At 52.7% G+C, this 23747-nt stretch carries 22 protein-coding genes, 1 tRNA gene and 1 pseudogene; 21 read left to right on the top strand and 3 right to left on the bottom strand.

Going from position 1 to position 23747, the window contains the following annotated elements; translation table 11 throughout:
• The first annotated feature begins 126 nt into the window (after positions 1–126).
• Positions 127–2067 carry a beta-L-arabinofuranosidase domain-containing protein gene (locus tag MHI24_RS28930; protein ID WP_340023014.1) on the top strand — a complete coding sequence of 647 codons (1941 nt, stop codon included), beginning with the start codon at positions 127–129 and terminating at the stop codon, positions 2065–2067.
• 92 nt (positions 2068–2159) lie between these two features.
• On the opposite strand, the gene MHI24_RS28935 is transcribed toward MHI24_RS28930, so the two are convergent.
• Together MHI24_RS28935 and MHI24_RS28940 are read right to left on the bottom strand one after the other, a co-directional pair.
• Positions 2160–4595 carry a glycosyl transferase gene (locus MHI24_RS28935; protein WP_340023015.1) on the bottom strand — a complete coding sequence of 812 codons (2436 nt, stop codon included), beginning with the start codon at positions 4593–4595 and terminating at the stop codon, positions 2160–2162.
• A gap of 113 nt (positions 4596–4708) precedes the next feature.
• A complete protein-coding gene (locus MHI24_RS28940; RefSeq protein ID WP_340023016.1) occupies positions 4709–5764 on the bottom strand; it encodes a LacI family DNA-binding transcriptional regulator in 1056 nt (351 codons plus the stop codon).
• Positions 5765–5995: 231 nt separating this feature from the next.
• Between MHI24_RS28940 and MHI24_RS28945 the strand changes: the two genes are divergently transcribed.
• The 15 genes from MHI24_RS28945 (at position 5996) to MHI24_RS29015 (ending at position 19885) form a co-directional block, all read left to right on the top strand.
• Entirely contained in the window at positions 5996–7822 is a 1827-nt protein-coding gene (locus MHI24_RS28945; protein WP_340023017.1) for a sensor histidine kinase, read from the top strand.
• A complete protein-coding gene (locus MHI24_RS28950) occupies positions 7797–9437 on the top strand; it encodes a response regulator (protein WP_340023018.1) in 1641 nt (546 codons plus the stop codon). The genes MHI24_RS28945 and MHI24_RS28950 overlap by 26 nt, the downstream gene beginning before the upstream one ends.
• 64 nt (positions 9438–9501) lie before the next feature.
• Positions 9502–10416, top strand: coding sequence for a sugar ABC transporter permease (locus MHI24_RS28955; RefSeq protein WP_340023019.1), 915 nt, complete (start codon positions 9502–9504; stop codon positions 10414–10416).
• Positions 10417–10419: 3 nt separating this feature from the next.
• Positions 10420–11259 (top strand): carbohydrate ABC transporter permease, encoded by an 840-nt coding sequence (locus MHI24_RS28960; RefSeq protein ID WP_340023020.1) that lies wholly within the window; start codon positions 10420–10422, stop codon positions 11257–11259.
• A gap of 53 nt (positions 11260–11312) precedes the next feature.
• Positions 11313–12629, top strand: coding sequence for an extracellular solute-binding protein (locus tag MHI24_RS28965; protein ID WP_340023021.1), 1317 nt, complete (start codon positions 11313–11315; stop codon positions 12627–12629).
• 79 nt (positions 12630–12708) lie between these two features.
• Positions 12709–14385, top strand: a complete 1677-nt coding sequence (locus MHI24_RS28970) for a hypothetical protein (RefSeq protein ID WP_340023022.1) — start codon at positions 12709–12711, stop codon at positions 14383–14385.
• Between the two features lie 56 nt (positions 14386–14441).
• Entirely contained in the window at positions 14442–15359 is a 918-nt protein-coding gene (locus tag MHI24_RS28975) for a glycoside hydrolase family 43 protein (protein ID WP_340023023.1), read from the top strand.
• Positions 15360–15775: 416 nt separating this feature from the next.
• Positions 15776–16210: a VOC family protein gene (locus MHI24_RS28980; RefSeq protein ID WP_340023024.1), complete on the top strand. Its 435-nt coding sequence runs from the start codon at positions 15776–15778 to the stop codon at positions 16208–16210.
• 116 nt (positions 16211–16326) lie between these two features.
• Positions 16327–16518 carry a hypothetical protein gene (locus tag MHI24_RS28985; protein ID WP_340023025.1) on the top strand — a complete coding sequence of 64 codons (192 nt, stop codon included), beginning with the start codon at positions 16327–16329 and terminating at the stop codon, positions 16516–16518.
• Between the two features lie 82 nt (positions 16519–16600).
• Positions 16601–17272, top strand: coding sequence for a stalk domain-containing protein (locus MHI24_RS28990; RefSeq protein ID WP_340023026.1), 672 nt, complete (start codon positions 16601–16603; stop codon positions 17270–17272).
• 159 nt (positions 17273–17431) lie between these two features.
• Positions 17432–18010, top strand: a complete 579-nt coding sequence (locus MHI24_RS28995; protein ID WP_340023027.1) for a hypothetical protein — start codon at positions 17432–17434, stop codon at positions 18008–18010.
• A 181-nt stretch (positions 18011–18191) separates the two neighbouring features.
• Positions 18192–18815, top strand: a complete 624-nt coding sequence (locus MHI24_RS29000) for a hypothetical protein (RefSeq protein WP_340023028.1) — start codon at positions 18192–18194, stop codon at positions 18813–18815.
• Entirely contained in the window at positions 18808–19335 is a 528-nt protein-coding gene (locus MHI24_RS29005) for an accessory gene regulator B family protein (protein ID WP_340023029.1), read from the top strand. The genes MHI24_RS29000 and MHI24_RS29005 overlap by 8 nt, the downstream gene beginning before the upstream one ends.
• Positions 19335–19472: a cyclic lactone autoinducer peptide gene (locus MHI24_RS29010; RefSeq protein ID WP_083677765.1), complete on the top strand. Its 138-nt coding sequence runs from the start codon at positions 19335–19337 to the stop codon at positions 19470–19472. The genes MHI24_RS29005 and MHI24_RS29010 overlap by 1 nt, the downstream gene beginning before the upstream one ends.
• A gap of 17 nt (positions 19473–19489) precedes the next feature.
• A complete protein-coding gene (locus tag MHI24_RS29015) occupies positions 19490–19885 on the top strand; it encodes a LytTR family transcriptional regulator DNA-binding domain-containing protein (protein WP_340023030.1) in 396 nt (131 codons plus the stop codon).
• A 91-nt stretch (positions 19886–19976) separates the two neighbouring features.
• On the opposite strand, the gene MHI24_RS29020 is transcribed toward MHI24_RS29015, so the two are convergent.
• Positions 19977–20519 carry a GNAT family protein gene (locus MHI24_RS29020; protein WP_340023031.1) on the bottom strand — a complete coding sequence of 181 codons (543 nt, stop codon included), beginning with the start codon at positions 20517–20519 and terminating at the stop codon, positions 19977–19979.
• Positions 20520–20764: 245 nt separating this feature from the next.
• On the opposite strand from MHI24_RS29020, the gene MHI24_RS29025 reads away from it, so the two are divergent.
• The 5 genes and pseudogenes from MHI24_RS29025 to MHI24_RS29045 all read left to right on the top strand — a co-directional run bounded on the left by MHI24_RS29025 (position 20765) and on the right by MHI24_RS29045 (position 23746).
• Complete coding sequence (locus MHI24_RS29025; RefSeq protein WP_340023032.1) at positions 20765–21307, top strand: lipoprotein; 543 nt, start codon at positions 20765–20767, stop codon at positions 21305–21307.
• A gap of 34 nt (positions 21308–21341) precedes the next feature.
• A pseudogene (locus MHI24_RS29030) lies at positions 21342–22079 on the top strand (Rpn family recombination-promoting nuclease/putative transposase); the annotation flags it as partial.
• 88 nt (positions 22080–22167) lie between these two features.
• Positions 22168–22239 (top strand) — tRNA-Val (locus tag MHI24_RS29035).
• A gap of 247 nt (positions 22240–22486) precedes the next feature.
• On the top strand, positions 22487–22912 hold the full coding sequence (locus tag MHI24_RS29040; RefSeq protein WP_340023033.1) for an NUDIX domain-containing protein: 426 nt from the start codon (positions 22487–22489) through the stop codon (positions 22910–22912).
• Between the two features lie 15 nt (positions 22913–22927).
• Positions 22928–23746, top strand: a complete 819-nt coding sequence (locus tag MHI24_RS29045) for a helix-turn-helix transcriptional regulator (protein WP_340023034.1) — start codon at positions 22928–22930, stop codon at positions 23744–23746.
• Position 23747: the final 1 nt, after the last annotated feature.

Consider the following 23747-nt stretch of genomic DNA (forward strand, 5'->3'; position numbering starts at 1 on the left):
GCTTACTTGGCATGATGGTTGTGTGAAATCGTACAAAAACAGGGTTGCTTATGATTCTGTTTTTGTTACATTGTACCGTCTATAATGGCAATAAGCGAGGAAGAAATGCTGAGGAGGAGATAGGCGATGAGTGAATTAAAAGGTGCGGAGGTACGGGCAACCGTTCAGGATGAGTTCTGGGGCCGTTACATCCGGCTGGTGCAGGATACGGTCATACCTTATCAATATGAGGTGCTTCATGACCGCGTGGCGGGGGCTGAGCCGAGTCATGCTATTGCCAATTTTGAAATCGCTGCCGGAAGAAAAAAGGGGACGTTCGGAGGTATGGTCTTCCAGGACAGCGATGTAGCCAAGTGGCTGGAGGCGGCGGGATATTCCCTCAGCATCCGGCGTGACCCGGAGCTCGAGCGCCAGGCGGATGAGGTAATCGATCTGGTGGGAGAAGCGCAGCAAGCCGATGGATACCTGAATACGTATTTCACCGTCAAGGAGCCGGGCAAGCGCTGGACGAACCTCCAGGATTGCCATGAGCTGTATTGCGCCGGGCATTTCATCGAAGCGGCGGTGGCTTATTATGAAGCGACCGGCAAGGACAAGCTGCTGAATATTATGCGCCGGGTGGCCGACCATATTGATTCCGTCTTCGGACCGGAGGAAGGGAAGCTGAAGGGCTATGACGGTCATCAGGAGATTGAGCTGGCGCTGGTGAAGCTGTACCGGCTGACAGGGGAGGAGAAGTACCTGAAGCTCAGCCTCTTCTTCATTGACCAGCGGGGCCAGGAGCCGAACTTCCTGCAACAGGAGTGGGAGAGCCGGGGCAGGGCTACGCATTGGGGAGGCAAGACGGAACACATCGATACGGCCTATAACCAGGCTCATATTCCGGTCCGCGAGCAGACGGTAGCCGTAGGCCACTCCGTCCGCGCCGTCTATATGTATACGGCCATGGCCGATTTGGCCCGCCTGACCGGAGATGAAGCTCTGCGCGGGGCTTGCCTGCGCCTGTGGAACAATATGACGGAAAGACAGATGTATATCACAGGCGGAATCGGTTCCACGCATCATGGCGAAGCGTTCACCTTTGATTACGATCTGCCCAACGATACGGTTTATGCGGAGACTTGTGCTTCAATCGGGCTGATCTTTTTTGCCAAAAGAATGCTGGAATTGACTCCTGATAGCCGCTATGCCGATGTGATGGAGCGGGCGCTCTATAATAATGTTCTCGGCTCGATGGCGCAGGACGGCAAGCATTATTTCTACGTCAATCCATTGGAGGTCTGGCCGCAGGCCTGCACCTGTAATCCCGGCAAACGGCATGTGAAGGCGCAGCGCCAGGGCTGGTTCGGCTGTGCCTGCTGCCCGCCGAATGTGGCGCGTCTGCTGACTTCATTGAACCAATATATCTACACTGTGCACAGCAATACGCTCTATACGAACCTGTATATCGGAAGTGAGCTTAATACGACACTGGGCGGAACACAGGTGAAGATCACTCAGCACAGTAAGCTTCCATGGGAGGGGATTGTCACGCTGAAGGTTGATCCTGCAGAAGCAGGGGTGTTCGGTATCGCCCTGCGTATTCCCTCGTGGAGCCCAGCGGGGAAAATCCGTGTGAATGGCGAAGCCATTCCCGTACCTGAAGCTCTGGAGCAGGGCTACGCGGTAATCCGCAGGGAGTGGCAGCCCGGTGATACCGTAGAGCTGATTCTTCAGGTGGACGCGCACCGTATATATGCCCACCCGGAGCTGCGGGCGAATGCCGGGAAGACGGCGGTTCAGCGCGGGCCGCTGGTCTATTGTCTGGAATCCGCGGATAACCGCGAGCCGTTAAGCTCTGTATCGCTAAGCAGAGAAGGAACGTTTACGGAAGCTTACGATGAAGATCTGCTTGGCGGAGCGGTAGTGATCAGAGCTGCGGGCTGCCGGGTGGAGGAGCAGAGCTGGAGCGGCGGACTCTACAGCGCCACCAGAGCGGCGGTACAGCCGGTGGAAGTGACGGCAATTCCGTATTATCTGTGGGGCAACCGCGGCAGCGGAGAGATGAAGGTATGGATACCGGAGTAATTCCGGCGGCTGTCTGCCCGTAAACAAACAACCCGGCTGTACCGTTTTGGCGGACAACCGGGTTGTTAAGCTTTTATAGGAGTGATAGATAATTACCCGAGTGTAACTACAACCTGATGAACTGCACCGTCGCCTACAGGACTGATGATGTTGCCTTCTACTGCAGCGCCGTCCAGGGTCAGGCTGGCCACGCCCTTGGAGACATGGTTCGGATTCTGGATCGAGATGACATACGTATCGCCGCGGAAGACGCGGGTAATCTCGAAGCCGTCCCACTCTGCAGGGATACAAGGGTCGACCTTGAGTCCGGCGAAGTCGGCCTGAATGCCCAGGATCGACTGTGTAATCGCTACATAGTTCCATGCCGCCGTACCGGTCAGCCAGGAGTTCTTCGCTTCCCCGTGGCGTACCGCATCTTTACCGGCGATCATCTGCGAATAGACGTAAGGCTCCATCCGGTGAATTTCGCTGATGTCCTCCAGGTAGGCCGGAGCGATTTTGCGGTAGATGTCAAAAGCTCTGTTCCCATTCCCGAGTACCGTCTCAGCAATCATGATCCACGGGTTGTTGTGGCAGAAGATCCCGGCATTCTCTTTGTAGCCTGGAGGATAGGTCGAGATCTCACCCAGGTTCAGATAGTACTTAGAATAAGGGGGCTGCTGCAAGACGATACCATATTCCGTATCCAGATGCTCCTCCACGGAAGCAAGAGCGCGTGCGGCTTCGCCGTTCTCCACACCGATTCCCGCCATAACACAGATCCCCTGCGGCTCGATGAAGATACGGCCTTCTTCGTTCTCCTTGCTGCCGATCTTGTCGCCATAGTGGTCGTAAGCTCTGAGGAACCAGTCGCCGTCGAAGCCATGCGACAGGGTGATGGCCCGCATGTTCTCGATCTTCGCTACAGCGTCGGCTGCCACATCATCGAGTCCGCGCATCCGGCAGATTTCGGCATAGTCCGGTCCGACGAAGACGAACAGGCCGGCGATGAACACGGATTCCGCTACTCCGCCTGCGATGTTCTCTGTGGTCTGGAACGATTCGCCCGGCTCTGTGGAGAAGCAGTTGAGGTTGAGACAGTCATTCCAGTCGGCGCGGCCGATCAGCGGCAGGCCATGAGGTCCGAGATTGTTCGTCACATGCTCGAAGGAGACCTTCAAGTGCTCGAACAGGGTAGCCGTGTGATCCGGATTGCTGTCGAACGGAACCTGCTCATCCAGAATCGAGGTATCTCCAGTTTCCTTAATATAAGCAGCCGTACCCAGGATCAGCCACAGCGGATCATCGTTGAAGCCGGAGCCGACTTCGTTATTGCCCTTCTTGGTAAGCGGCTGGTACTGGTGATACGCGCTGCCGTCAGGGAACTGGGTCGCTGCGATATCCAGAATACGTTCTCTGGCACGCTCAGGAATCTGGTGGACGAAGCCGAGCAAGTCCTGATTGGAGTCGCGGAAGCCCATGCCGCGGCCGATCCCGGATTCAAAGTAAGAGGCCGAACGGGACATATTGAAGGTAACCATACACTGATACGGATTCCAGATGTTGACCATACGGTTCAGCTTGTCGTCCCCGCTCTGAATCTGGTATTTGGACAGCAGGTTATCCCAGTGAGCAGCCAGCACGGCCAGGGCAGCATCGACTTGGGCATCTGTAGCGAACTGGTCGATGACAGCCTGGGCAGGCTTCTTGTTAATGACGTTCAGCGCTTCCCATTTCTCATCCTCCGGATTCTCAATATAGCCGAGGACGAAGATGAAGCTTTGCTCTTCACCCGGTTCCAGCGTGATGTCCAGAGCGTGGGAGCCGATCGGCGACCAGCCGCTGGCCATGGAATTGGTAGCTTCACCGGCAGCAACAGCCTGCGGAGCATCCAGACCATTGTACATGCCCACGAACGATTCGCGGTCGGTATCGAAGCCGGCAATTTCCTTGTTTACAGAATAGAAGGCGTAGTGGTTTCTGCGTTCACGGTACTCGGTTTTGTGATAGATGACGGAATCCTTCACTTCAACCTCGCCGGTGCTGAGGTTACGCTGGAAGTTGGTCATATCGTCATTGGCATTCCACAGGCAGAACTCGGCAAAAGAGAACAGCTTCACACTCTTCTTGGCATCGCTGGTGTTCTTCACGATCAGACGGTGCACTTCAGCATTGTGGCCCATCGGTACAAAAGCAAGCTGGTTCACGGAAATTCCGTTCCGCTCCCCGGTAATGGAAGTATAGCCGAGACCGTGGCGGCATTCGTAGAAGTCGAGATCGCGCTTCACCGGCATCCAGCCCGGCGTCCAGAAATCCCCGCCATCATACAGATAATAGTAACGTCCGCCGGTGTCCAGCGGAATATTGTTATACCGGTAACGGGTAAGTCTTCTCATGCGCGCATCGCGGTAGAAGGTATAACCCCCGGCAGTATTAGAGATGAGGCCGAAGAACTGCTCGTTGCCGAGGTAGTTAATCCAAGGGTAAGGCGTCTTAGGGGTATTGATTACATACTCCTTGCGGGTGTCGTCAAAGGTTCCGAATTTCATGAGAGACAAGTCTCCTTTCGATTGTGAACGCGCGTTTACAGTACGGAGAAAAAATTCCCTCCGGGCAAGGGATTTTTCTGCAGCTATCTTGTTGAGTAGGGTGGTTCCTGGCTCTAGGCCTTCGGCGGCTGGCAGGAATCTCTGGCAACCAGGCGTGCCGGGAAGCTGATGGTGCTGAAGGTCGGCTGCCGGGAATCGCACAGCTCCATGACCTTCTCCACAGCGGCCTTCGACATCTCATAGATCGGCAGACGGACGGAGGTCAGCTTGGGATGAATCCGCGCGGCCAGCTGCACATCGTCGAACCCGGCAATGGAGATATCATCCGGTACAGTGATGCCATGCTCCGAGAACGCTTCCATCGCCGAAATGGCCATGTCATCATTCGAAGAGAAGAACGCGGTCGGCAGCGGGCCGCCGGAATCCAGCAGCTTCTTGACTTGTTCATAGGCGGTTTCCTTCAGAAAATCACCCTGCAGCACAAATTCCTCATTCAGCGTAAGGCCATGGCGGTTCAACGTATCCACGTAAGCCATGTAGCGCTCCCGCCCGGAGTAGGTGTTCATCCGCCCGCAGATGATGCCAATCTCCGTATGCCCGAGACCGATCAGGTACTCAATGGCTTCAGCCGTGCCTTCATAATCCTTGGAATTGACAACCGCCAGATGATTGCGGTCCAGATGCTCAGCCATAATCTCCGAGATGTCATAATCAATCAGCACCAGCGGCGATTCCAGGCCCACCATCTCCCGCACAATCCCGATGTCCTTCTGGGTGCCGACGATGATGCCGCCGTCAATCCGCTTCTGCAGGAAGGCCTGCTTGACCTTCAGGAAGTCGTCGGGAGAGTAGACGGTGTGAATCAGAACATAGCAGCCGCGGGCGTTCGCTGTGTCCACCACAGCATCGACGAACGGGGCGAAGTAGTTGTTCTGATAGATCCGCGTCGCATTCTCCTTCTCGTTCATGCTGATGGCAAACAGCCCGATTGTGTCGGTCTTCTTGCCGGCCAGCGCCCGGGCGAAGCTGTTCGGCTCATATTGATGCTGTTCAATCACCTTCAGCACCTTGGCCCGGGTCTCTTCAGGGACATTGGAATAGTTGTTGATCACACGGGATACGGTGCTTCGCGAAACCCCGGCTAGCTTGGCGATATCTTCGCTTCGCATAATGTACCCCCTCTATTGTAAACGCGCGTTTATGCACTCATTGTAGAATAAATCATTGCCCAGGTCAATCGCCTTCGGCAATATTTTCCCCCTGTAATTCAAGCGTTGTCCACTTGCCGGATTCTCCAATCTGCGTTACAACTAAATGCAGCAAGCAAAATGTGCTACTGGAAGGCAGGAACAGATCATGATACAGGCATCCGCTGCGCAGTTATGCAAGGATAAGGAGGGATGGCTATCTTTTATTCGCTGAAAAACCGTTTGATCGCATTCTTCGTGGTGCTGCTGGTATTATCCTTTGGCACTATGTCACTGCTGCTGTTCAATCAGTCTCGCTCCATTATCCGCTCCTACATTGAATCGTCGGCACTGGAAAAGATGGACGAATACGGGTCTTTTATTCATATGGCGCTCCAGCAGAGCTATGACTTGTCCTCTCTGGTCTACAACAGCGACATTACCCAGAAGTGGGATGCGATGCTCACTAATTCCGCTTCCACTGAAGGGCAGAGGATGCTGGCCAATATTAACATGAGCAAGTTCCTGACCCAGACGACGAATAATTATTCCATTGTCTCCTCAGTCAGCATCTACCGCAAGGAGGGACTGCAGGTCGGTGCCGAGAATCAGGTGGCGGCAGATACTTCGTTCTTGCTGGAGGCCTGGTACCGCAACTTCATCGGCCATAGTATTCACTGGGTTCCGGCCCATACGGATGAGGCGGAGATCAACGGGGCCAAGCCGTACGAGGTGGTGAGCCTGCTGCTGCCCATCGGAATCTTCGAGCCGTCGCTGGCTAAGAATGTGATGAAGGTCAACATCAAGGCGGACTACCTGCTGGAGCCGCTGAATCGTATACACCTTGGTGAAAGCGGTACCATATTCCTGCTGAACGAGCAGGGCAGCCCCATTCTATCCCAGCAGGAGTACAATACACATCCGGAGGCGGCGAAGGAAGTGGAGCGGGTGCGGGCCGGGCGGGAGGCACAGGGGGTAGTCTACTTGAAGGATCAGCAGGGCGGCTCCCGCATTCTGGTCTACAAAAAGCTGGCGATCACCAACTGGCTGCTGGTCGGCTTCGTCTCGGAGCAGGACCTGTACGCCAATCTGTTCAAGCTCCGCAACAGCATAATTGTATTCGCTTCGCTGATGCTGGCGGCCGCCTTTGCGCTGGCGTACTGGATCTCATCGGGCATTACCAAGCCGCTCTCGCGGCTGGTCTCGGCTATGCGCCATGTACAGAAGGGCGACTTCGCCCAAGCCGAGCGGCTGACCCTGCCGGAGCGCAGAATCCAGAACGAGGTGGATTATGCCACCGTCACCTTCCGCAACATGGTCAAGCAGCTATCGCATCTGATCCGTACTGAATTTGAACAGAAGCTTCTGCGTCAACAGGCGGAATATAAGGCACTGCTGATGCAGATCAATCCGCATTTCCTGTTCAATACGCTGGAGCTGATGAGCAGCCTGGCGATCCAGCAGCGGACGAAGGAGACGGTTACCGTTATTGAGTCGCTGGGCAAAATGCTCCGGTTCTCGCTAAGGATCAGCGAGGATCTGATTCCGCTGCGCGAGGAGCTGAAGGTTGTGCGCTATTACATGTCCATCCTGGAGGTGCGCTTCGGTGCGGGCCTGGATCTGCGGCTGGACGCGGAGGAGGCGCCTGATGATCCGGAAGTCGTCAAGTTCCTGCTTCAGCCGCTGATTGAGAATGCGGTCAAGTACAGCTTCATTCACCAGGCCAAAGCCAAGGTACGGATTACCGTCAGAGCGGACAAGGACCGCCTGATGCTGTCCGTTGCCGACAACGGCATCGGAATGGACCCGGTGCTGCTGCGCGAGCTGAAGGATCAGGCGATGCGACAGCAGCCGGAGCAGTTGCTGCAGAGCATGACTCATCAGATTGGACTGCGCAATGTGCTGGCCAGATGCCGGCTGTATTACGGTGAACGGTTCACCTTGAACATAGATTCAGACAAGGAGACGGGCACCTGTATCACGCTGGGCCTGCCCCTTCAGAGGAGGAATGACCATGTACCGCGTATTGATCGTGGATGACGAACCGGAGATCCGCCTGGGCCTGCGGCTCAAGGCTGACTTTGCCGCGCTGGGCCTCCGTGTAACCGGCGAGGCGGGCAACGGCATGGAGGCGATGGAACGGCTGGCAAGCCAGGCGGCCGATATTGTCATTACGGATATGAACATGCCGGTGATGAACGGCGTATCTTTCCTGGACGAATGCCGCAGGCTCTACCCGGAGCTGAAGCTGGTGGTCATTACAGGCTATGAGGATTTCCATTACGCCCGGGCAGCAATCCGCAATCAGGCGCGGGATTATCTGCTCAAGCCGGTGGCCGCAGATGAGCTGACGGCCATGCTCCGGAAGCTGAAGAACGAGCTGGATCAGGAGCGTAATGACCGTGACCGGCAGGCCGTGAATGAGTGGCGGTTGTCCCAGTATTACGGGGAGATGAAAGAACATTTCCTGGTGCAGCTTGTCAAAGGGGAAGCGGAGCCGGTCCATGCGCTTAAGGAGCGTGCCGCGCTGTTCGAGCTGGACGGGTGGGACTTGACGGAGGTACGGTTCGTAACGGCCGGCCTCCGCGAACGGACAGGGGCGGAGGCACAGATACCGGAGCCTGGGCAAGGTAAGGGCGGAGCACTGCCGGGCCGTGCACCGGGCAAGCTGCGGCTGCCGTTCGAGCTGTTGGGCAGGGAATTCGCGGGCAGCTCCGGGATGCACTGCCAGGTGCTGCGGGACCCTAGCTATCCGGGGCTGGTCCATTTCATCCTCCAGGACCCGCTGACTGATATGGAGCGCTTCTGTGCAGAGCTGACGGAATGCATCGCCGCCCATCTGGGCTTCAAGCCGGTGGTCGGCTGCAGCGGCGGCAAGCTTGGCTTCCTCCGCTGGAAGGAAGGCTACCTGGAATCGCTTCTGGCCTGGAACCTCTCGGAGAATGCCGAACATCCCTTAGCCGAAGGAAGAAGCGAGCCGGGAATGGTACTTACGGAGGAGCTGACACGGACCTTGCGCAGGCTTCTGATTCAGGGGGATTGGAACGCCTTCGGGCAGAGCATCCGCCAGGAGCTGCAGCAGGCGTTCTCCCATTCCCGCTCCTGTATGGTGAAGCTGATTTTCCAGCTCTGTCTGCTTGTAGACGGCGCGGCCGCAGAGGCCGCAGACGGTGACATCCAGGCCCAGGAGCTATGGCTCTATCCTGAAACGGTCCACAAGCTGGATTCGGTGGACAAGGCCGCACAATTCCTGCTGGAGCGGGCGGCCTCTGTGTACGATGCGATGCAGGAAGCCGGTGATGCCGAGGATTCGGTGATCCGCACAGCGACGCAATATATCGACAGCAACTATATGTATGATCTTAACCTGACTCAGCTTGCCGCACGGTTCAATTACAATTCCTCCTATTTCTCGGAGCTGTTCAAGGCCAGGGTGGGCCGGAGCTTCATGGTCTATCTGACCGGCCGCCGCATGGCCCAGGCCATGCATTTGCTGCTCACTACAACGCTTAGCCTCTCGGATATTGCCGAGCTGACCGGGTTCTCGAATGCCAGCTATTTCAGCTCCAAGTTCAAAAAAATGTACGGAACCGCCCCGTCGGACTTCCGCCGGCACCCACCTGAAAAATTCAGTAGTCAACAGCCGAAGAAATAGCATTCAAGCGGGCTGCGCTCCTCCCTATAATGAGCCTATATCCATGAAGAAGGAGAAGGCGCATATGAAGACAGCACCCAAATCGGCAATGTGGAGAAGAAGCGGTACCGCTTATCTGTTCCTGCTCCCCTGGCTGATCGGCTTTGCCGGACTGACACTCGGACCCATGCTGGGCTCCTTGTATCTGTCCCTGACCAAGTATAACCTGCTCAATGCCCCGCAGTGGCTGGGCCTGGACAATTACAGGCACATCTTCACGGCAGACGATTACTTCTATAAGTCTCTTACCGTGACGTTCAAGTACGTGCTATTCTCGGTTCCGCTCAAAATGGCCTTTGCCCTGCTGGTCGCGATTGCGCTGAACAAAGGTATCCGGGCATTGGGCATCTACAGAACCGTGTATTACATTCCGTCCCTGCTGGGAGGAAGTGTAGCGATTGCCATCGTCTGGCGGCAGCTTTTCGACGGGGAAGGGCTCATTAATCACTTCCTGGCCTGGTTCGGAATCGAAGGCCCGGCCTGGATTGCCCACCCTAGCTATATTCTCTCGACGATCGTTACGTTGTCCGTCTGGCAGTTCGGCTCCGCGATGGTCATCTTCCTGGCCGGAATTAAGCAGATTCCTGCCGATCTGTACGAAGCGGCGCAGGTGGACGGAGCCGGGAAGCTGCGCCAATTCGGCCGGATTACACTGCCGATGCTCTCACCGGTCATCTTTTTCAATCTGGTCATGGGGATCATCAATTCCTTTCAGGTATTCACTCCGGGATATGTCATTGGGGACGGGCGCGGCGGTCCGGTGAATTCCACCCTGTTCTACACGCTGTATCTATATCTCAAAGGCTTCTCCTTCTTCGATATGGGGTATGCTGCCGCTCTGGCCTGGATCATGCTGATCATCATCGGCCTGTTCACCTCCCTCGTGTTCGTGACCTCCAGGTTCTGGGTGTTCTACGGTGACGGAAAGGACGGGCGATAATTCATGACAGATGACAAAATGATCTTCAGGCTCGGCAGGCATGGCGTCATTATTCTGTTCGGGCTGCTGATGCTGTATCCGGTGCTGTGGCTGCTGTCCAGCTCCTTCAAGCCGAATGCGCTGATCTTCTCGGACCCGGGGCTATGGCCGGGACAATTCACGCTGGAGAACTACGTGAACGGGTGGAAGGGGCTGCAGGGCATCTCATTCAGCCGCTTTTTCCTCAATTCTGCCACGATCTCTGTACTGTCGGTCATCGGGAACATACTGACCTGCTCGCTGGCGGCTTACGCGTTCGCCCGGCTGGAGTTCCGCTTCAAGGGTGTCCTGTTTGCCTGCATGCTGGTGACGATTATGCTGCCTTACCATGTTGTGCTGATTCCGCAATATGTTATTTTCAGCAAGCTGGACTGGGTGAACACCTACTTGCCGCTGATCGTGCCGAAATGGCTGGCGCATGATTCGTTCTTCATTCTGCTGATGATCCAGTTCATCCGCGGCATCCCGAAGGAGCTGGATGAGAGTGCCACGATTGACGGCTGCGGCCAGGGCCAGCTGTACTTCCGGATCATTATTCCGCTGCTGGCTCCCGCACTGATAACAACGGCGATCTTCACCTTCATCTGGTCATGGGATGACTTCTTCAGCCAGATGATCTACCTCAGCCGGATCAATCTGTTCACTGTCCAACTGGGCATACGTTCGCTCTATGATCCTTCAGGTTCTTCCGACTGGGGCGCGCTGCTGGCGATGTCAGTGCTGTCGCTGGTGCCGATTATGACGATCTTCATGCTGTTCCAAAAGCATTTCCTGGAGGGCATTGCCACAACCGGTCTGAAATGATGGGCGTTCTGTTAAAGGGAAGCGATTACAACTATTCTTGGGGGGATATGTTTATGAAGAAAAGCTTAGGTTTTACGCTGAGTGTCCTGCTGCTGGCAGCTACAACTGCCTGCTCGGGCGGCAATAACGGCAAGCCTGCTGCGGGCAACTCCGGCGGGACACAGACATCGGCGGATCAGGTGGAGCTGCGGATCATGTGGTGGGGCGATCAGAAGCGGGCGGACAAGACGAATGAAGCGCTGCGCGCCTTCGAGGCGAAGCACCCGAATATTAAGGTGGTCGGGGAGTTCGCTCCGAACTCCGGGTATTTCGACAAGCTGAACACCCAGCTCGCTTCGGGCACAGCGCCCGATGTGTTTTTTCTGGGAGGAAACGTAACTGATTATGCTGCTAAAGGTGTCCTGCTGGACTTACAGCCCTATGTCGGCCATGAGCTGGATCTGAGTGATATGGATCAGACGATGGTCGAATACGGAACGCTGGGCGGCAAGCTGGTGCATATCTCGGCCGGGGCGAACGCCCGGGGGATGGTGCTCAACACAGAGCTGTTCAAGAAGGCCGGAATGGAGCTTCCGGCAGACGGCTGGAGCTGGGAGGATTATGCGGGCATCAGCAAGGAAATCTCCGAAAGACTGGGCAAAGGCTTTTACGGTACCTATAATTTCACGGTTGAGGGCATGGACATCTATATGAAGCAGCGCGGCAAGCAGGTCTATGATATGGAGAAGGATGCGCTTGGATTCGGACAGCAGGACGCAGAGGACTGGTTCAACTACTGGTACGGACTGGCGAAGAACGGAGGGATGGTTACTCCTTCCATGCAGGTATCCAATCCGCCGGGAGACACGAGCAAATCTCTGATTGTTACGGGAAAAGTGGCGATGAGCCTTATTCCGTCCAACCAGTTCGCCGCTCATCAGAATCTGACGCAGGATACGCTGACCATGCTTCAGATGCCGCGCGGGCCGAAGGGAACGGGGGTTGTTTTTGAATCCAGCCAAGGCTTGTCCGGGTATGCGAAGACCAAACACCCGAAGGAAGTCGCGGAGCTGATGAACTTCTGGATCAATGATCCCGATGCCGCCCGGATTCTGGGCAGTGACCGCGGCGTGCCGGTGACCTCCAAGATGCGCGACCTGCTCATGAAGGATGCGACGCCGCTGGAGCAGACCGTATACGACTTCACCAGCCGGGTATCGGAAGCGACGAAGAAGGAGCCGTTTGCTGTGAGCTATAATCCGCCGAATTTCACCGAGTTCACGAAGCTGGTGGAGACCGCTGTGCAGGAGATCGGCTTTGAGCAAAAGGATGTCAAGCAAGGGGTGGAGGATTTCTATAAGGGTGCGACGCAGTTATTCGGTGCCAAGTAAGCATATCCCGGAAGCAGGCTGCCCCCGGCAGTCTGCTTCTCTGTCTGGAGAGCAACTAATGTTACAGGAGGGGAAGAGAATGACGGGGAGTGCACTGGAGAAACTGCGGAGAATAACGGTGGATGACCGGATTGGAGTGCTGAAAAAAACGGCGGACCGGGATGCGCTTGAGGAGTGGAAGCAATCGGGCGTGGCCTTTGCGGCCTCATCCGGGACTGTGGAGAATGTCTATTACTCTGCGCTGCATAAGCTGCTGGACTGCATCGTGCCGATGGACGGAGGCGGGCTTGTGCTGCATGAAGGCGGGGTCTATCTTGGAAGCTGGCTGGAGAGCACGGGCACGATCAGCGCCGAACGGCTGTCGCGCTTCATGCCGGAGGTGGCGGAAGCGACCTTCCGGCTGTTCGCAGACCAGCAGCGGCAGGATGGGCTGATGCCCTACAAAGTGACGCCTGCCGGACCGGCCTACCGGCAGATTCAGATGGTGACTCCGCTGGCCCGGAGTGTCTGGAACCATTATCTGGAGAACGGGCGGGACAAGGACTTCCTTAGCACAATGTATCACGCGATGAGCCGGTTTGACCATTGGCTGGACACGCACCGCAATACTAGGGGGACAGGCTGCGTCGAAGCCTTCTGTACGTTCGATACCGGGCATGATCTCTCCCCGCGTTTCTGGCATGTTCCCGATACGCCCCATCTGGAGGATGCGGCGCAGGTGAACCCGGATTCGCCGCTGCTGCCTTTTCTGGCCCCGGATTTAACGGCCAACGTCTACTGCCAGCGGCTCTATCTGTCTAGGATGGCAGAGGAGCTTGGCGGGAGCGGGGAGGAGTGGCTGGCCAGAGCAGCGGCCAGCAGCCACAGCCTGTTCACTTATTGTTATGACGACAAGGATGAGTTCTTCTATGACCTTGACCGCGGAGACAGGTTTGTACGGGTGCAATCGGATGTCCTGCTGCGGGTGCTGGCCTGTGAGGTGGGCGACGGGGAGTTTTTTGCTGCGGCCCTGCGCCGTTACCTGCTGAATACCGGCAAGTTCTTCGCCAAATACCCCTTCACCTCCATTGCGATGGATGATCCCAGATTCGATCCCTTCTCCAGCTATAACACCTGGGGAGGCTCGTCCAACTTCCTTAGCCTCATCCGTGCACCTCATGCCTTCGAGCAGCACGGGCGTTATGTCGAGCTGACCTGGGTTATCCAGCCGATCCTGGCGGCGTTCTGGCGGATGACCCGGTTCGGGCAGACCTTAAGCCCATGGACCGGGGAAGAAGGCTATACGGAAACCTATTCACCCGCCATTCTCTGCCTGCTGGATTATATGGAGCGGCTATGCGGGATTATGCCGGTAGACGGGGAGAAGCTATGGTTCACCGGCCTGCTTCCCTATGACATGGATCATAGCCGGGAGGCGGCCCATGAGACCGGATACCGCCGGACCGTGGACGGTACGGTTTTTGAGCTGACCGTTACACGGGAGCAAGCAGTCATATACCGCAACGGGCAGGAGTATATGACCTTTCCGTTTGGCGTGCGTGTGGTCCTGAACCGGGGCGGACAACTGCTGAGGCTGATCGGCATGAGTGTCCGCCGGATCGAAGGAGAGCTCAGGTATCGGGGAGAAGGCATTCCGTTTAAGGTCAAGGGCAACGAACAATTGGAGTATACGGACGGCGGATTCGCCAGCATCAGCGATATCGGAGTGATATTGCCGGAGTATGGAGAGATCAGGAAGAACAGATCGAACAGGTAGAACAGGTAGAACGGGAAATCAAGGAGATTACAGGAGTGAAGTGAGGAGAGGGCTAAATGAGCCGTCATGTGAGAACGATAGCGAATAGCGAGCTGCAAATCAGAGATCCGTACGTGCTTCCGCTGGCCGGAGCGGGACAGGAGGCGGGCACCTACTATTTATATGGCAGCACGGACAGTAATATCTGGGGGAAGGGCACAGGCTTCAACGTTTACACAGGCAAGGATCTGAAGCACTGGGAGGGTCCTTTTCCGGTCTTCCGGCCGGAGGCGGACTTCTTCGCGGAGCGGAATTTCTGGGCACCAGAGGTCTATGAATACGGCGGCAGCTACATGATGTTCGCCACCTTCCGGCGCAAGGACAATGATCTGTTAGGCACCGCTGTGCTAACGTCGCCGCATCCTCTAGGTCCGTTCACCCCGCACAGTGAGGGGCCGGTGACTCCGCAGGATTGGAGTTCCCTGGACGGAACGCTGTATGTGGACCGGCAGGGCCAGCCGTGGATGGTCTTCTGCCATGAGTGGCAGCAGACCGGGGACGGCGAGGTCTGCGCCATGCGGTTAACGGAGGACCTGCGGAATGCCGCAGGAGAACCGGCTGTTCTGTTCCGGGCATCCGAAACTCCGTGGACCACACCGTTTGTATCTGCGCGTTATGCGGACCAGCTCAATTATGTAACCGACGGGCCGTTTCTGTTCAGGTCTGGCGGCGGTACGCTGTATCTGCTGTGGGCCAGCTTTATTAACAAAACCTACGCACTGGGTATCGCCCGTTCCGGGAGCGGTGAGATTACCGGACCGTGGATTCATCAGGAAGAGCCGCTCTATCAGCAGGATGGCGGACATGCCATGGTCTTCCGCACCTTCAGCCAGCAGCTGATGCTGGCCATCCACACGCCGAATCAGACACCGCATGAACGGCCGGTGTTTGTGGAGCTTGCGGAGAGCGATGGCGAGCTGAGGGTGAAGGCGTAGGCGCTCACTTGGATAGGAAGAAGGCTAGTGTGGTGATAAGGGGAGGCTACTCTAAGGAACGGCGAGGAATCAGTAATGAAGCAGCAATGCGGCAGGGATACCACTGTTGCCTAGGATTCAGGTTCTATGTGTATTTTGTACAACTAAAATGGCCAACTAGTATGTAACAGCAGCTTTAGTTGCACTCGATACACTTAAAAGTCGCTCAGGCGGCGGGAAAGGGCACTTTTCTCAAATCCAGCTGTACAGAATACAACTATTCCTGCTTTTCTGCGAATTCTCCGTCATTTAGCTGTATAGAATACACTTATCTTCCAAATGTACAGTATGCTATGTGTAAAATCTCGCTTTAAAACGAACGTGTGTTTGCTATAGTGAACTTATGAAACGTAATTTTACTATAGACGAGGAGATGCATGGCTATTCAACTAGGGTGCACGTATCTAATTGTTCGCAATATGAAAGCATCAATTGCCTTTTATGAATCGTTGTTAAATATGAGAGCAGATTTCAGAAATCCTGACCGTTGGGTAGAGTTTCACTGCGGGAATACCCTGGCCTTGTGGAATCCCGAGTTTGACAAGGAACTGATAAGGAAGAAGCAGGATGTGTCGGATCATTTTAATGAAGCCTATTTAAAATACAAGCAGGAGGGAGAGCTTAGGTACGGCAACAATGTAATCCTTAACTTCAACGTTATTGATCTGAATGCAGAGTATGAGAGAGTGAAATCTCTGGGAATCGGTGCAGTTTCAGAGATTTTTTATATCAATGTTGTCCTTCCGTATCACTGCTTCATGCTGGAAGATCCGGATGGTAATTTAATTGAGATCACTGGTGAATATTCATAGAACTTTGCAATCCATCTGACTAATATGTAAAACTTATAGAGCATTGGATGAAAGTACCTGAACGACTGAAAAAGAAAGGGGATGCGAACGAATTGTACTATAGGGGATTTGGGTCTATGCTTGCTGATGGGTTCGGTATGTTTGCTATTCTGATCTGGTTAACCTGCTTTGCGTTGGGCATTTATCTGTTCATTCTGGTGGTGAAGCTGCTGCGCAGGGGGATCGTCGCGCTGGACTTGTACAACCACTCTAAGAATCTGGAAATCCGCGAGCGTTATGAATCCGTTCACCGGAGAGAAGAACTCTGAAGATTGCATCTGATGGCAGGATTGATTATACTCCCAATATGGAATATTCAAATTTGTCATATCTGGAGAGGAGTTTGAGCGAATGAAGAAGAAGATGGCTGCTTCATTGACTGCATTTGCCATATTGGGAGCGATGGGTACGGGTGTGTATGCCGGAGCCAACCTGCAGGAGATCAAGGCTTATCTGAATCCAAGCATCAAATTCAAGATGAACGGCCAGCCGGTACAGCTTAAGAATGGCAGCGGTGCAGTGGTTTCACCAATTTCCTATAAGGACACAACGTATCTGCCAGTCCGGTCCGTATCCGATCTGCTGGGGGTTACTGTTAAGTTCGATGCTGCAACCAACACCATTTCTCTGGGAGAGCAGACGGCGGGTGTGCCGATTGCTACTGGCTTTGACAATATGTATCACACCAAAGACCCGGATAAGACCGTTTACAAGGATAAGGATTACAAGGATGTGTTCTTCGATAACGCCAGCGGCGACCGCGGCAGCTCCTTTATGCTGAAACCGGACAAAAAGTACCAGAAGCTCTATCTCCAGATCGCTGCAATCGGCGGGGATATCAAAGACTTTACGGTTGAAGACACGGATACCAACACGGTGCTGAAGAAGCAGACGATTGACCCGGCCAGCGGGCTCACGACCATCGAAGTGGATATTGCCGGAGTCAGCAGCTTGTATCTCACTGGCGACGTGAAGAATGGAACATCAGTGTTTGTTCCGCTTACGACATCTTACTATAAATAATTCGAGGATTACCCTGAAACCCGGAAGCTCTGCTTCTGGGTTTCTTAGTGTCCGCATATAGCGGCTGTTTGGGGAATGGGAAAAATGGGTATTATCCGGTAAGCCATTGAATCTAACTGGCAATGTCATTGTTCAATGAAATTCATGAGGAGTGAGCAGATGTATACTAAAAAGCTGATAATGGCCTTATCCTTAACATTGTCCCTATTGGTCTTGAGCGCGTGCAGCAACTCAGCGGATGCGCCGTCTGCCGAACCGTCACCGGACTCTGCACCGGCAACTGAAGCGGAGGCAACCCCAACCGCCTCTACCGAGCCGGAGCAGACAACCGAACCATCGGCTGAGCCGGAGCAGACGCCAGAGCCGTCCCCTGAACAGTCAGACGGCGGCGGCAGTACGGCTTCCGGTAGTTTAGATATGCCGGAAGAGCTGCCGAAGGATTTTCCGATGCCGGAGAATGTAACAGAGACTGTGCTGTCCACAACAGCGAAGAACGAAGGCAAAACATCGGTGATGCTGATTTATAGAACGTCCGATAGTATGGAAGCTGTAACGAAGCTCTATGATGATTATCTGTCTGCCCAAATGGGGGACCAATCTGTGAAGACCATTGATGCCAAGAATCTGATCATTCAGGGCAAGACCAAAGACAACAAACACAGCTGGTCTGTAATTGGCGGCCCGCTTGCTTCCCAGGAGGGCATTGTCGAGGTCAATGTGATCTGGTCTGAAATCTGATAGGCACAGCGAAGCTGCTATGTAAGATGAACATCCGCTCACACCCGTTTTTCGGGTAGTCAGCGGATGTTTTTTTGGCGCGCGGCAAAAAGTGTCGAAATTTGTAATTAAGTAGTATACGCCAGGTGCGGCGGGGATATATAATTAATGTGAACGAAAATTAGTCAGGCGGTGTTATGGTTTGTCGTGGGAACCTGTAGGTTTTATGTTTTTCTCTACAATAGAGACGCTTGCGCTCTATTATCTGATTATGTCGCTTTTCCGGTTCAAATGGAGATGGTATATCTGGCAGGCTTTATTCGTTATCTTGCTGAACAACCTCCAGAGCTATCTGCTGAGAAATGAACTGGGAATGTCGAATGTCGCACCACTGTTATTAATTCTGATCTTTATATTCTTTTTCAATGCTGTAGTTAGGATGCCCCTGGTCCTGTCAGTCATTGCAACCATATCAGGTTATGCCATGTTTGCTGTAATTCAGACGATAATCGTAATCCTATTCTTTGGCTCCATTTCAAGTATCAACAGTGTGATGGAAGGATATTTTCTTCAGCTTATGACAGCGGTAGTAGTCTTTGTGGCCTTCAGCTATTTTTACCGGAAAGGAAAAGGATTCACATTCGATCTCAATAAGCTGCGGTTTAAATTAGAGGATATCCTTCTGGCTGTGCTGATTGTTTGTTTCGTGATAGGGGTTTCCGTCCTGCTCTATTTCAATGATACCCTGCTAAATGTCGTGATCTTTCTAGTGATGTCTGTATTCCTTCTATATTATTCTAACCGGAAGGAGCGGGAAGATGCTTGAATTCATGTCCGGGAAGCTGGCACTCACGATTAAAAATATCGTCCCAGAGCACCCTGCCTCCTATGCTGTCCTGAAGTTTGCTATTAGCGTAGCGCTTAATATTGTGTTTATTATAGGTTTGACACTGGCGGTATCCCTTTTGACAGACAGGACGAGTGAAGCGCTGCAGATTCTGATCTCTTTTGCCTTGTTGCGCCAGGTATCCGGCGGAGCACATCTTAAATCGGGTATGGCCTGTATCCTGTTTACGGTAAGCTTGTTCACGATTCTGTCATTTGTGGAGGTCAGCTCCCTATACGTTATGCTAATGAATGCAGTTAGTCTGTTAGTAGTTCTATGGCTTGCACCCATTGGGATAGAACGTCAGACCCGGATTCCCAGGAAGCACTGGCCTAAGCTCAAGATCATAGCGCTGCTGCTGGTGGCTGCGAATATCCTTGTAGGATCTCCTGTTATAGCAGCCAGCTTTATGGCACAATCTCTTAGTCTGATTATAGCTAGAAGGGAGGTGAACACCTGATGATGAAATCCTTGCAGCGTAAAGCAGTGTACAAACTTGCTTCCGGACTATCTGCCATGGCAGCTATTCTTGTGCTGGTTACAGCCAGTGTACTTTACATTAACCAACCAGAAGTTCCAGAAGAGTTACTTAAATAACATTGGAGTTGATCCCTTTGAGTGCTATATCTGTTACTAGAGACACAGAGGGAAACACTGGTGTATTCTTACTCGATATTGGAAAAATAACGTTTATGGAATTTGAACGGTCTATCTATCGGATTATTGTCCATACGTACGATCAAACCTTTTATACAGTAGGTACGCTGAAATATTGGCTGAATACGCTGGCCAGTTCAGGATATCATTTCGTTCTAGCGGATAGAAACACGTTAATTCAGGTTTCTAATATTATCCAGTTGGATAAGACATTTCATATTGCTTATTTTGGGGAAGACCATAAGGGAATCAGGCAGAAGTGTTTCCTATCAGACAAAGGTTATAAAGAGATTCTCAAATACGTAAGAACATCCGAATCGGATATTCAATTATTGGAGCTGCCCCAGGGGTAGCTTTATTTTTTTGCATGTTTAGATCTCGGATATATAACAAGGCTGACCCTGCACAGTTGATGTGCCCCGGGCCAGCCTTGTTCAGGTTAGCTTAATCTGCAGCTAATTTGGAATACATACAGAGATCAATGAACGTACCTTTGGAGCGCTCGCATTGCCGCAGAGTTCCTTCCAGCGTAAAATGTAGCTTTTGCAGCACTTTGATGGAATTGAGGTTAGCAGGCTCGACCTTTGCTTCGATACGATTGAAGCCAAGGGTATTAAACGCATACTTGGTTAAAGCATTAATGGCTTCAGATGCATACCCTTGTCCCCAGAATTCCCGTCCGAGGTCATATCCGATTTCGGTTCTGGCGTTGTCGTAATCCAGCATATTGTAACCGCATGAGCCGATAATCCGGCCCGACTTGGATTCAATGATGGAATAACGAATGGCTTGATTCTCTTTAGCTAAACTACTCAGCAGCTCAATCATCTCCACGGCCTGACTTTCGTCAGAGAAGCTGCTGATATTCATGAACCGGGTCACTTCAGGATCGGACCAGATGGAGAACAGGCTGGCCGCATCGGCGGTGCTCATCTTTTTTAATACTAATCTCCCGGTTTGCAGTTCGGTTTGTAATTCAGTAATCATCAATGTGTTACCTCCATTTAAATGTATATGGTGTGAGGTACAACTATTGATATCTGCGCATAGTTCAGTCCTTTCGCGGCAATATGATTCTATTATACAGGATATAATCCGGGACTTGACCTAATTCTGAGCGGCTTCAAAAAACTTCACAAAGAAGCAGGCAGGCTGCTCCTGTCCAGGGTTGTGTCCTGTTTCTTATTGCGCTTTACATGGTAAACTTTAGGTAAAACATCAGGGAGGCCATTATGAGAAAAATCGTATTCGTATTCTTGTTCTTATTCGTATTAACGGCTTGTGGAGATTCAAAGGATGGGGTTACCACCAAAGACTTGGCGATCCAAAAGGTGAATGACAGTAAAGCTGTAGTTCAATATGGAATGAGCCGGACGGAAGCAGAAGAGGTGCTTGGCAAGGGAGAGGATAAGGGGATCGCTAATGCAGTGAATTATGACTCCGGCGTAAGCATAATGTACCGTGAGGATAAGGTGGCAGGCATTACGCTGGGGAAGGAATCCAAAGATGCGTATGAAACCGCCGGCGGCTTCAAAATTGGCATGTCCAAAGATGATTTCAAACAAGTCTATGGGGATCAATATCTGAAGGATATGGAGAGCAACCTGGATTACGCATACGATTCAAGGAACAAGCGCTATTTGCAGGAAAAAGAGTGGGCAGCGAAATCCGAAGACGATACCAAAATATATGTGATATCAGCCATGTTCGACGGTAAGGGGGTTGCAAACGGCATTGTATTGGTGGATAAGCGGATGACGATGACGTTTAGGTAAATGGTAGGTGATAATGGTATAAAAGGAATAAAATGGAAAACCTCCGCTAAGTGATATTATTCTCCTAAACCCTTATACAGACAAGGATTCACCTCGCGATAAGCAGTCTATTCTTGATATTCGGGCCAAAACGACCGAGGGCGAAATTATTAATATTGAGATGCAGTTGTTTAATAAATACGATACGGAGAAAAGAACGCTCTATTATTGGAGCAAACAGTATTCGACTCAGTTGCAGGAGAGTCAGCCATACAGCCAGTTAAAACGGTGTGTGACCATCAATATTATTAACTTTGCTCTATTGGCGAATACTCTTTATCACAATGTCTTTCATTTGCGGGAGGACCGCACGGGAATTCCTCTGCTTGACGACATTGAGATTCACTTCCTGGAGTTGCCGAAGCTGGATGAACAAGCGGTATCCCTGGAACAAGGTGGACTGGTAAATTGGCTGTTATTCCTTAAGGGAGTTGACCAAACCAAATGGGAGGTGCTGACGATGAACGAACCTGTGTTGAAAAAAGCCATGAATACGTTGGAGTTTCTGAGTCAGAACGAAGAGGCCCGCAGACAATACGAGGCGCGTCAACGCTATTTGCACGACGAGGCCTCCATGTATGAGGCAGCTAAAGTGGCGGAAGCCAAGGGGAAGGAAAAAGCTCAAAAAGAAATAGCTCAAAAATTACTTGCTTTAGGCATAGAGCTATCTGTTATTTCTGAGGCGTCTGGTCTCACGGTAGAAGAGATTGGGAGGTTAACACCGTTGCAATAAAAACTAGTAAGGGATAACGCTGTTTCCGCGATATTATAAAAATAACTTGCCTTCCCCTTACGTCCTGTGTTATTATAAATTTCGTTGCAGGACGGTAGCTCAGCGGGAGAGCACTATCTTGACAGGGTAGGGGTCATGGGTTCGAACCCCATCCGTCCTATACGCGAAGAAAGCCTTGCTTTATAAGGCTTTCTTTTTTTGTTTTTTGAATTTTATTTTACATCTGACTGTAGAACTTTATACCAAATAAAATTTTACGCTCCTCTTGGCTAAGGCTTTATACTCTGACTAATAGTAGTGAGAAAATAGCACGACACCACCTTAATACTATAATACAATCATAACGGTTGACTGGAAGAACCTCTCATTCAATCCATTATACATATTGAAAAAAAGGGTGGAATCCGATGATGATTGTAACGCTGCACGAGGCGAAACCTTCTGAGGTTAGCCTCAAATATGTGGTAATCTTTATGAAGCAAGGTGAGGATTGGGTGCTGGTGCGGCACCGGGAGCGTACAACCTGGGAATGTGCCGGCGGGCATATTGAGCCCGGGGAGACCCCTGATGAAGCTGCGGTAAGAGAGCTGTATGAAGAGACGGGTGCTGAAGAATATACGCTGCAACCGTTGTGCGTCTATTCGGTTAGTAGTGCAGAGCTGCCAGAGAGCTATGGGATGTTATATTTTGCGGCTGTGGAGAAGTTTGGACCCTTGCCGGAGTATGAAATGGAAGAGATCCGAAGCTTCAGCGAGCTGCCGCAGGCGGTGACGTATCCGGGAATATACCCTGTCTTATTAGGCAGAGTGAACGAATATATCAGCAAGCTTTGAGAGGAGACCAGGCTCATGACTCAAGAGATTACGAGGTTTAAGCGCCTTGGCGAATACCTTAGATCCCGCCGGGACCGCCTCCAGCCTGAGGCGGTGGGGATCAGGGAAACGGGCAGTCAGCGCAGAACACCGGGGCTGCGGCGGGAGGAGGTTGCGGTGCTGGCGGGTCTTAGCAGCACTTATTATACCTGGCTCGAACAAGGCAGGGAGGTTACCGCTTCCAGAGAGGTCATGGAGAGTCTGAGTCAGGCCCTGCGGTTGTCGGCAGATGAGCGGAAGCATCTGTTTGAGTTGTGGAATCCGGGCTTGCCGGATACTCTTGCTTCTATTAATGAAGCTAATGAGCGGAATCAGGAGCTGAATCCGCAGTGGCGGGACATTATCCGTCAACTGTCATATCCTTCTTTTATTACGAATGAGCGGTCTGAGATTCTGGCCTGGAATGACCAGGCGTGTGAAGTCCTCTGTGATTTCGGGAGCCGGCCTGCTTCAGAGCGTGTTATGATGCGCCAGCTGTTCCTTGATCCGGAGCTGCGGCGGCGGATGCTGAACTGGGAGGAATTCGCTCTCCATTCAGTGGCGGTATACCGGACCTATTATGACTTGAACCTGCATGATCCCTGGTATAAGGAGATGGTCGGGCAGCTCTGTAAGGAGAGCGCAGACTTCGCCGCGATGTGGAAGCAGCACGATATCCAGCATAAGAGGGTGAACCGTGTAGTCATCCTGGGTTCTGGTACGAATCAGCCGGTCACTTATGATATCAATTCTATGGCGAATCTGGCGGATCATCCGGGTGTGCATGTATGTATCTACACGCCTGTCTCCGTCTAAG

It is taken from the genome of Paenibacillus sp. FSL K6-1096 (assembly GCF_037977055.1).
GTDB lineage: Bacteria > Bacillota > Bacilli > Paenibacillales > Paenibacillaceae > Paenibacillus_AQ.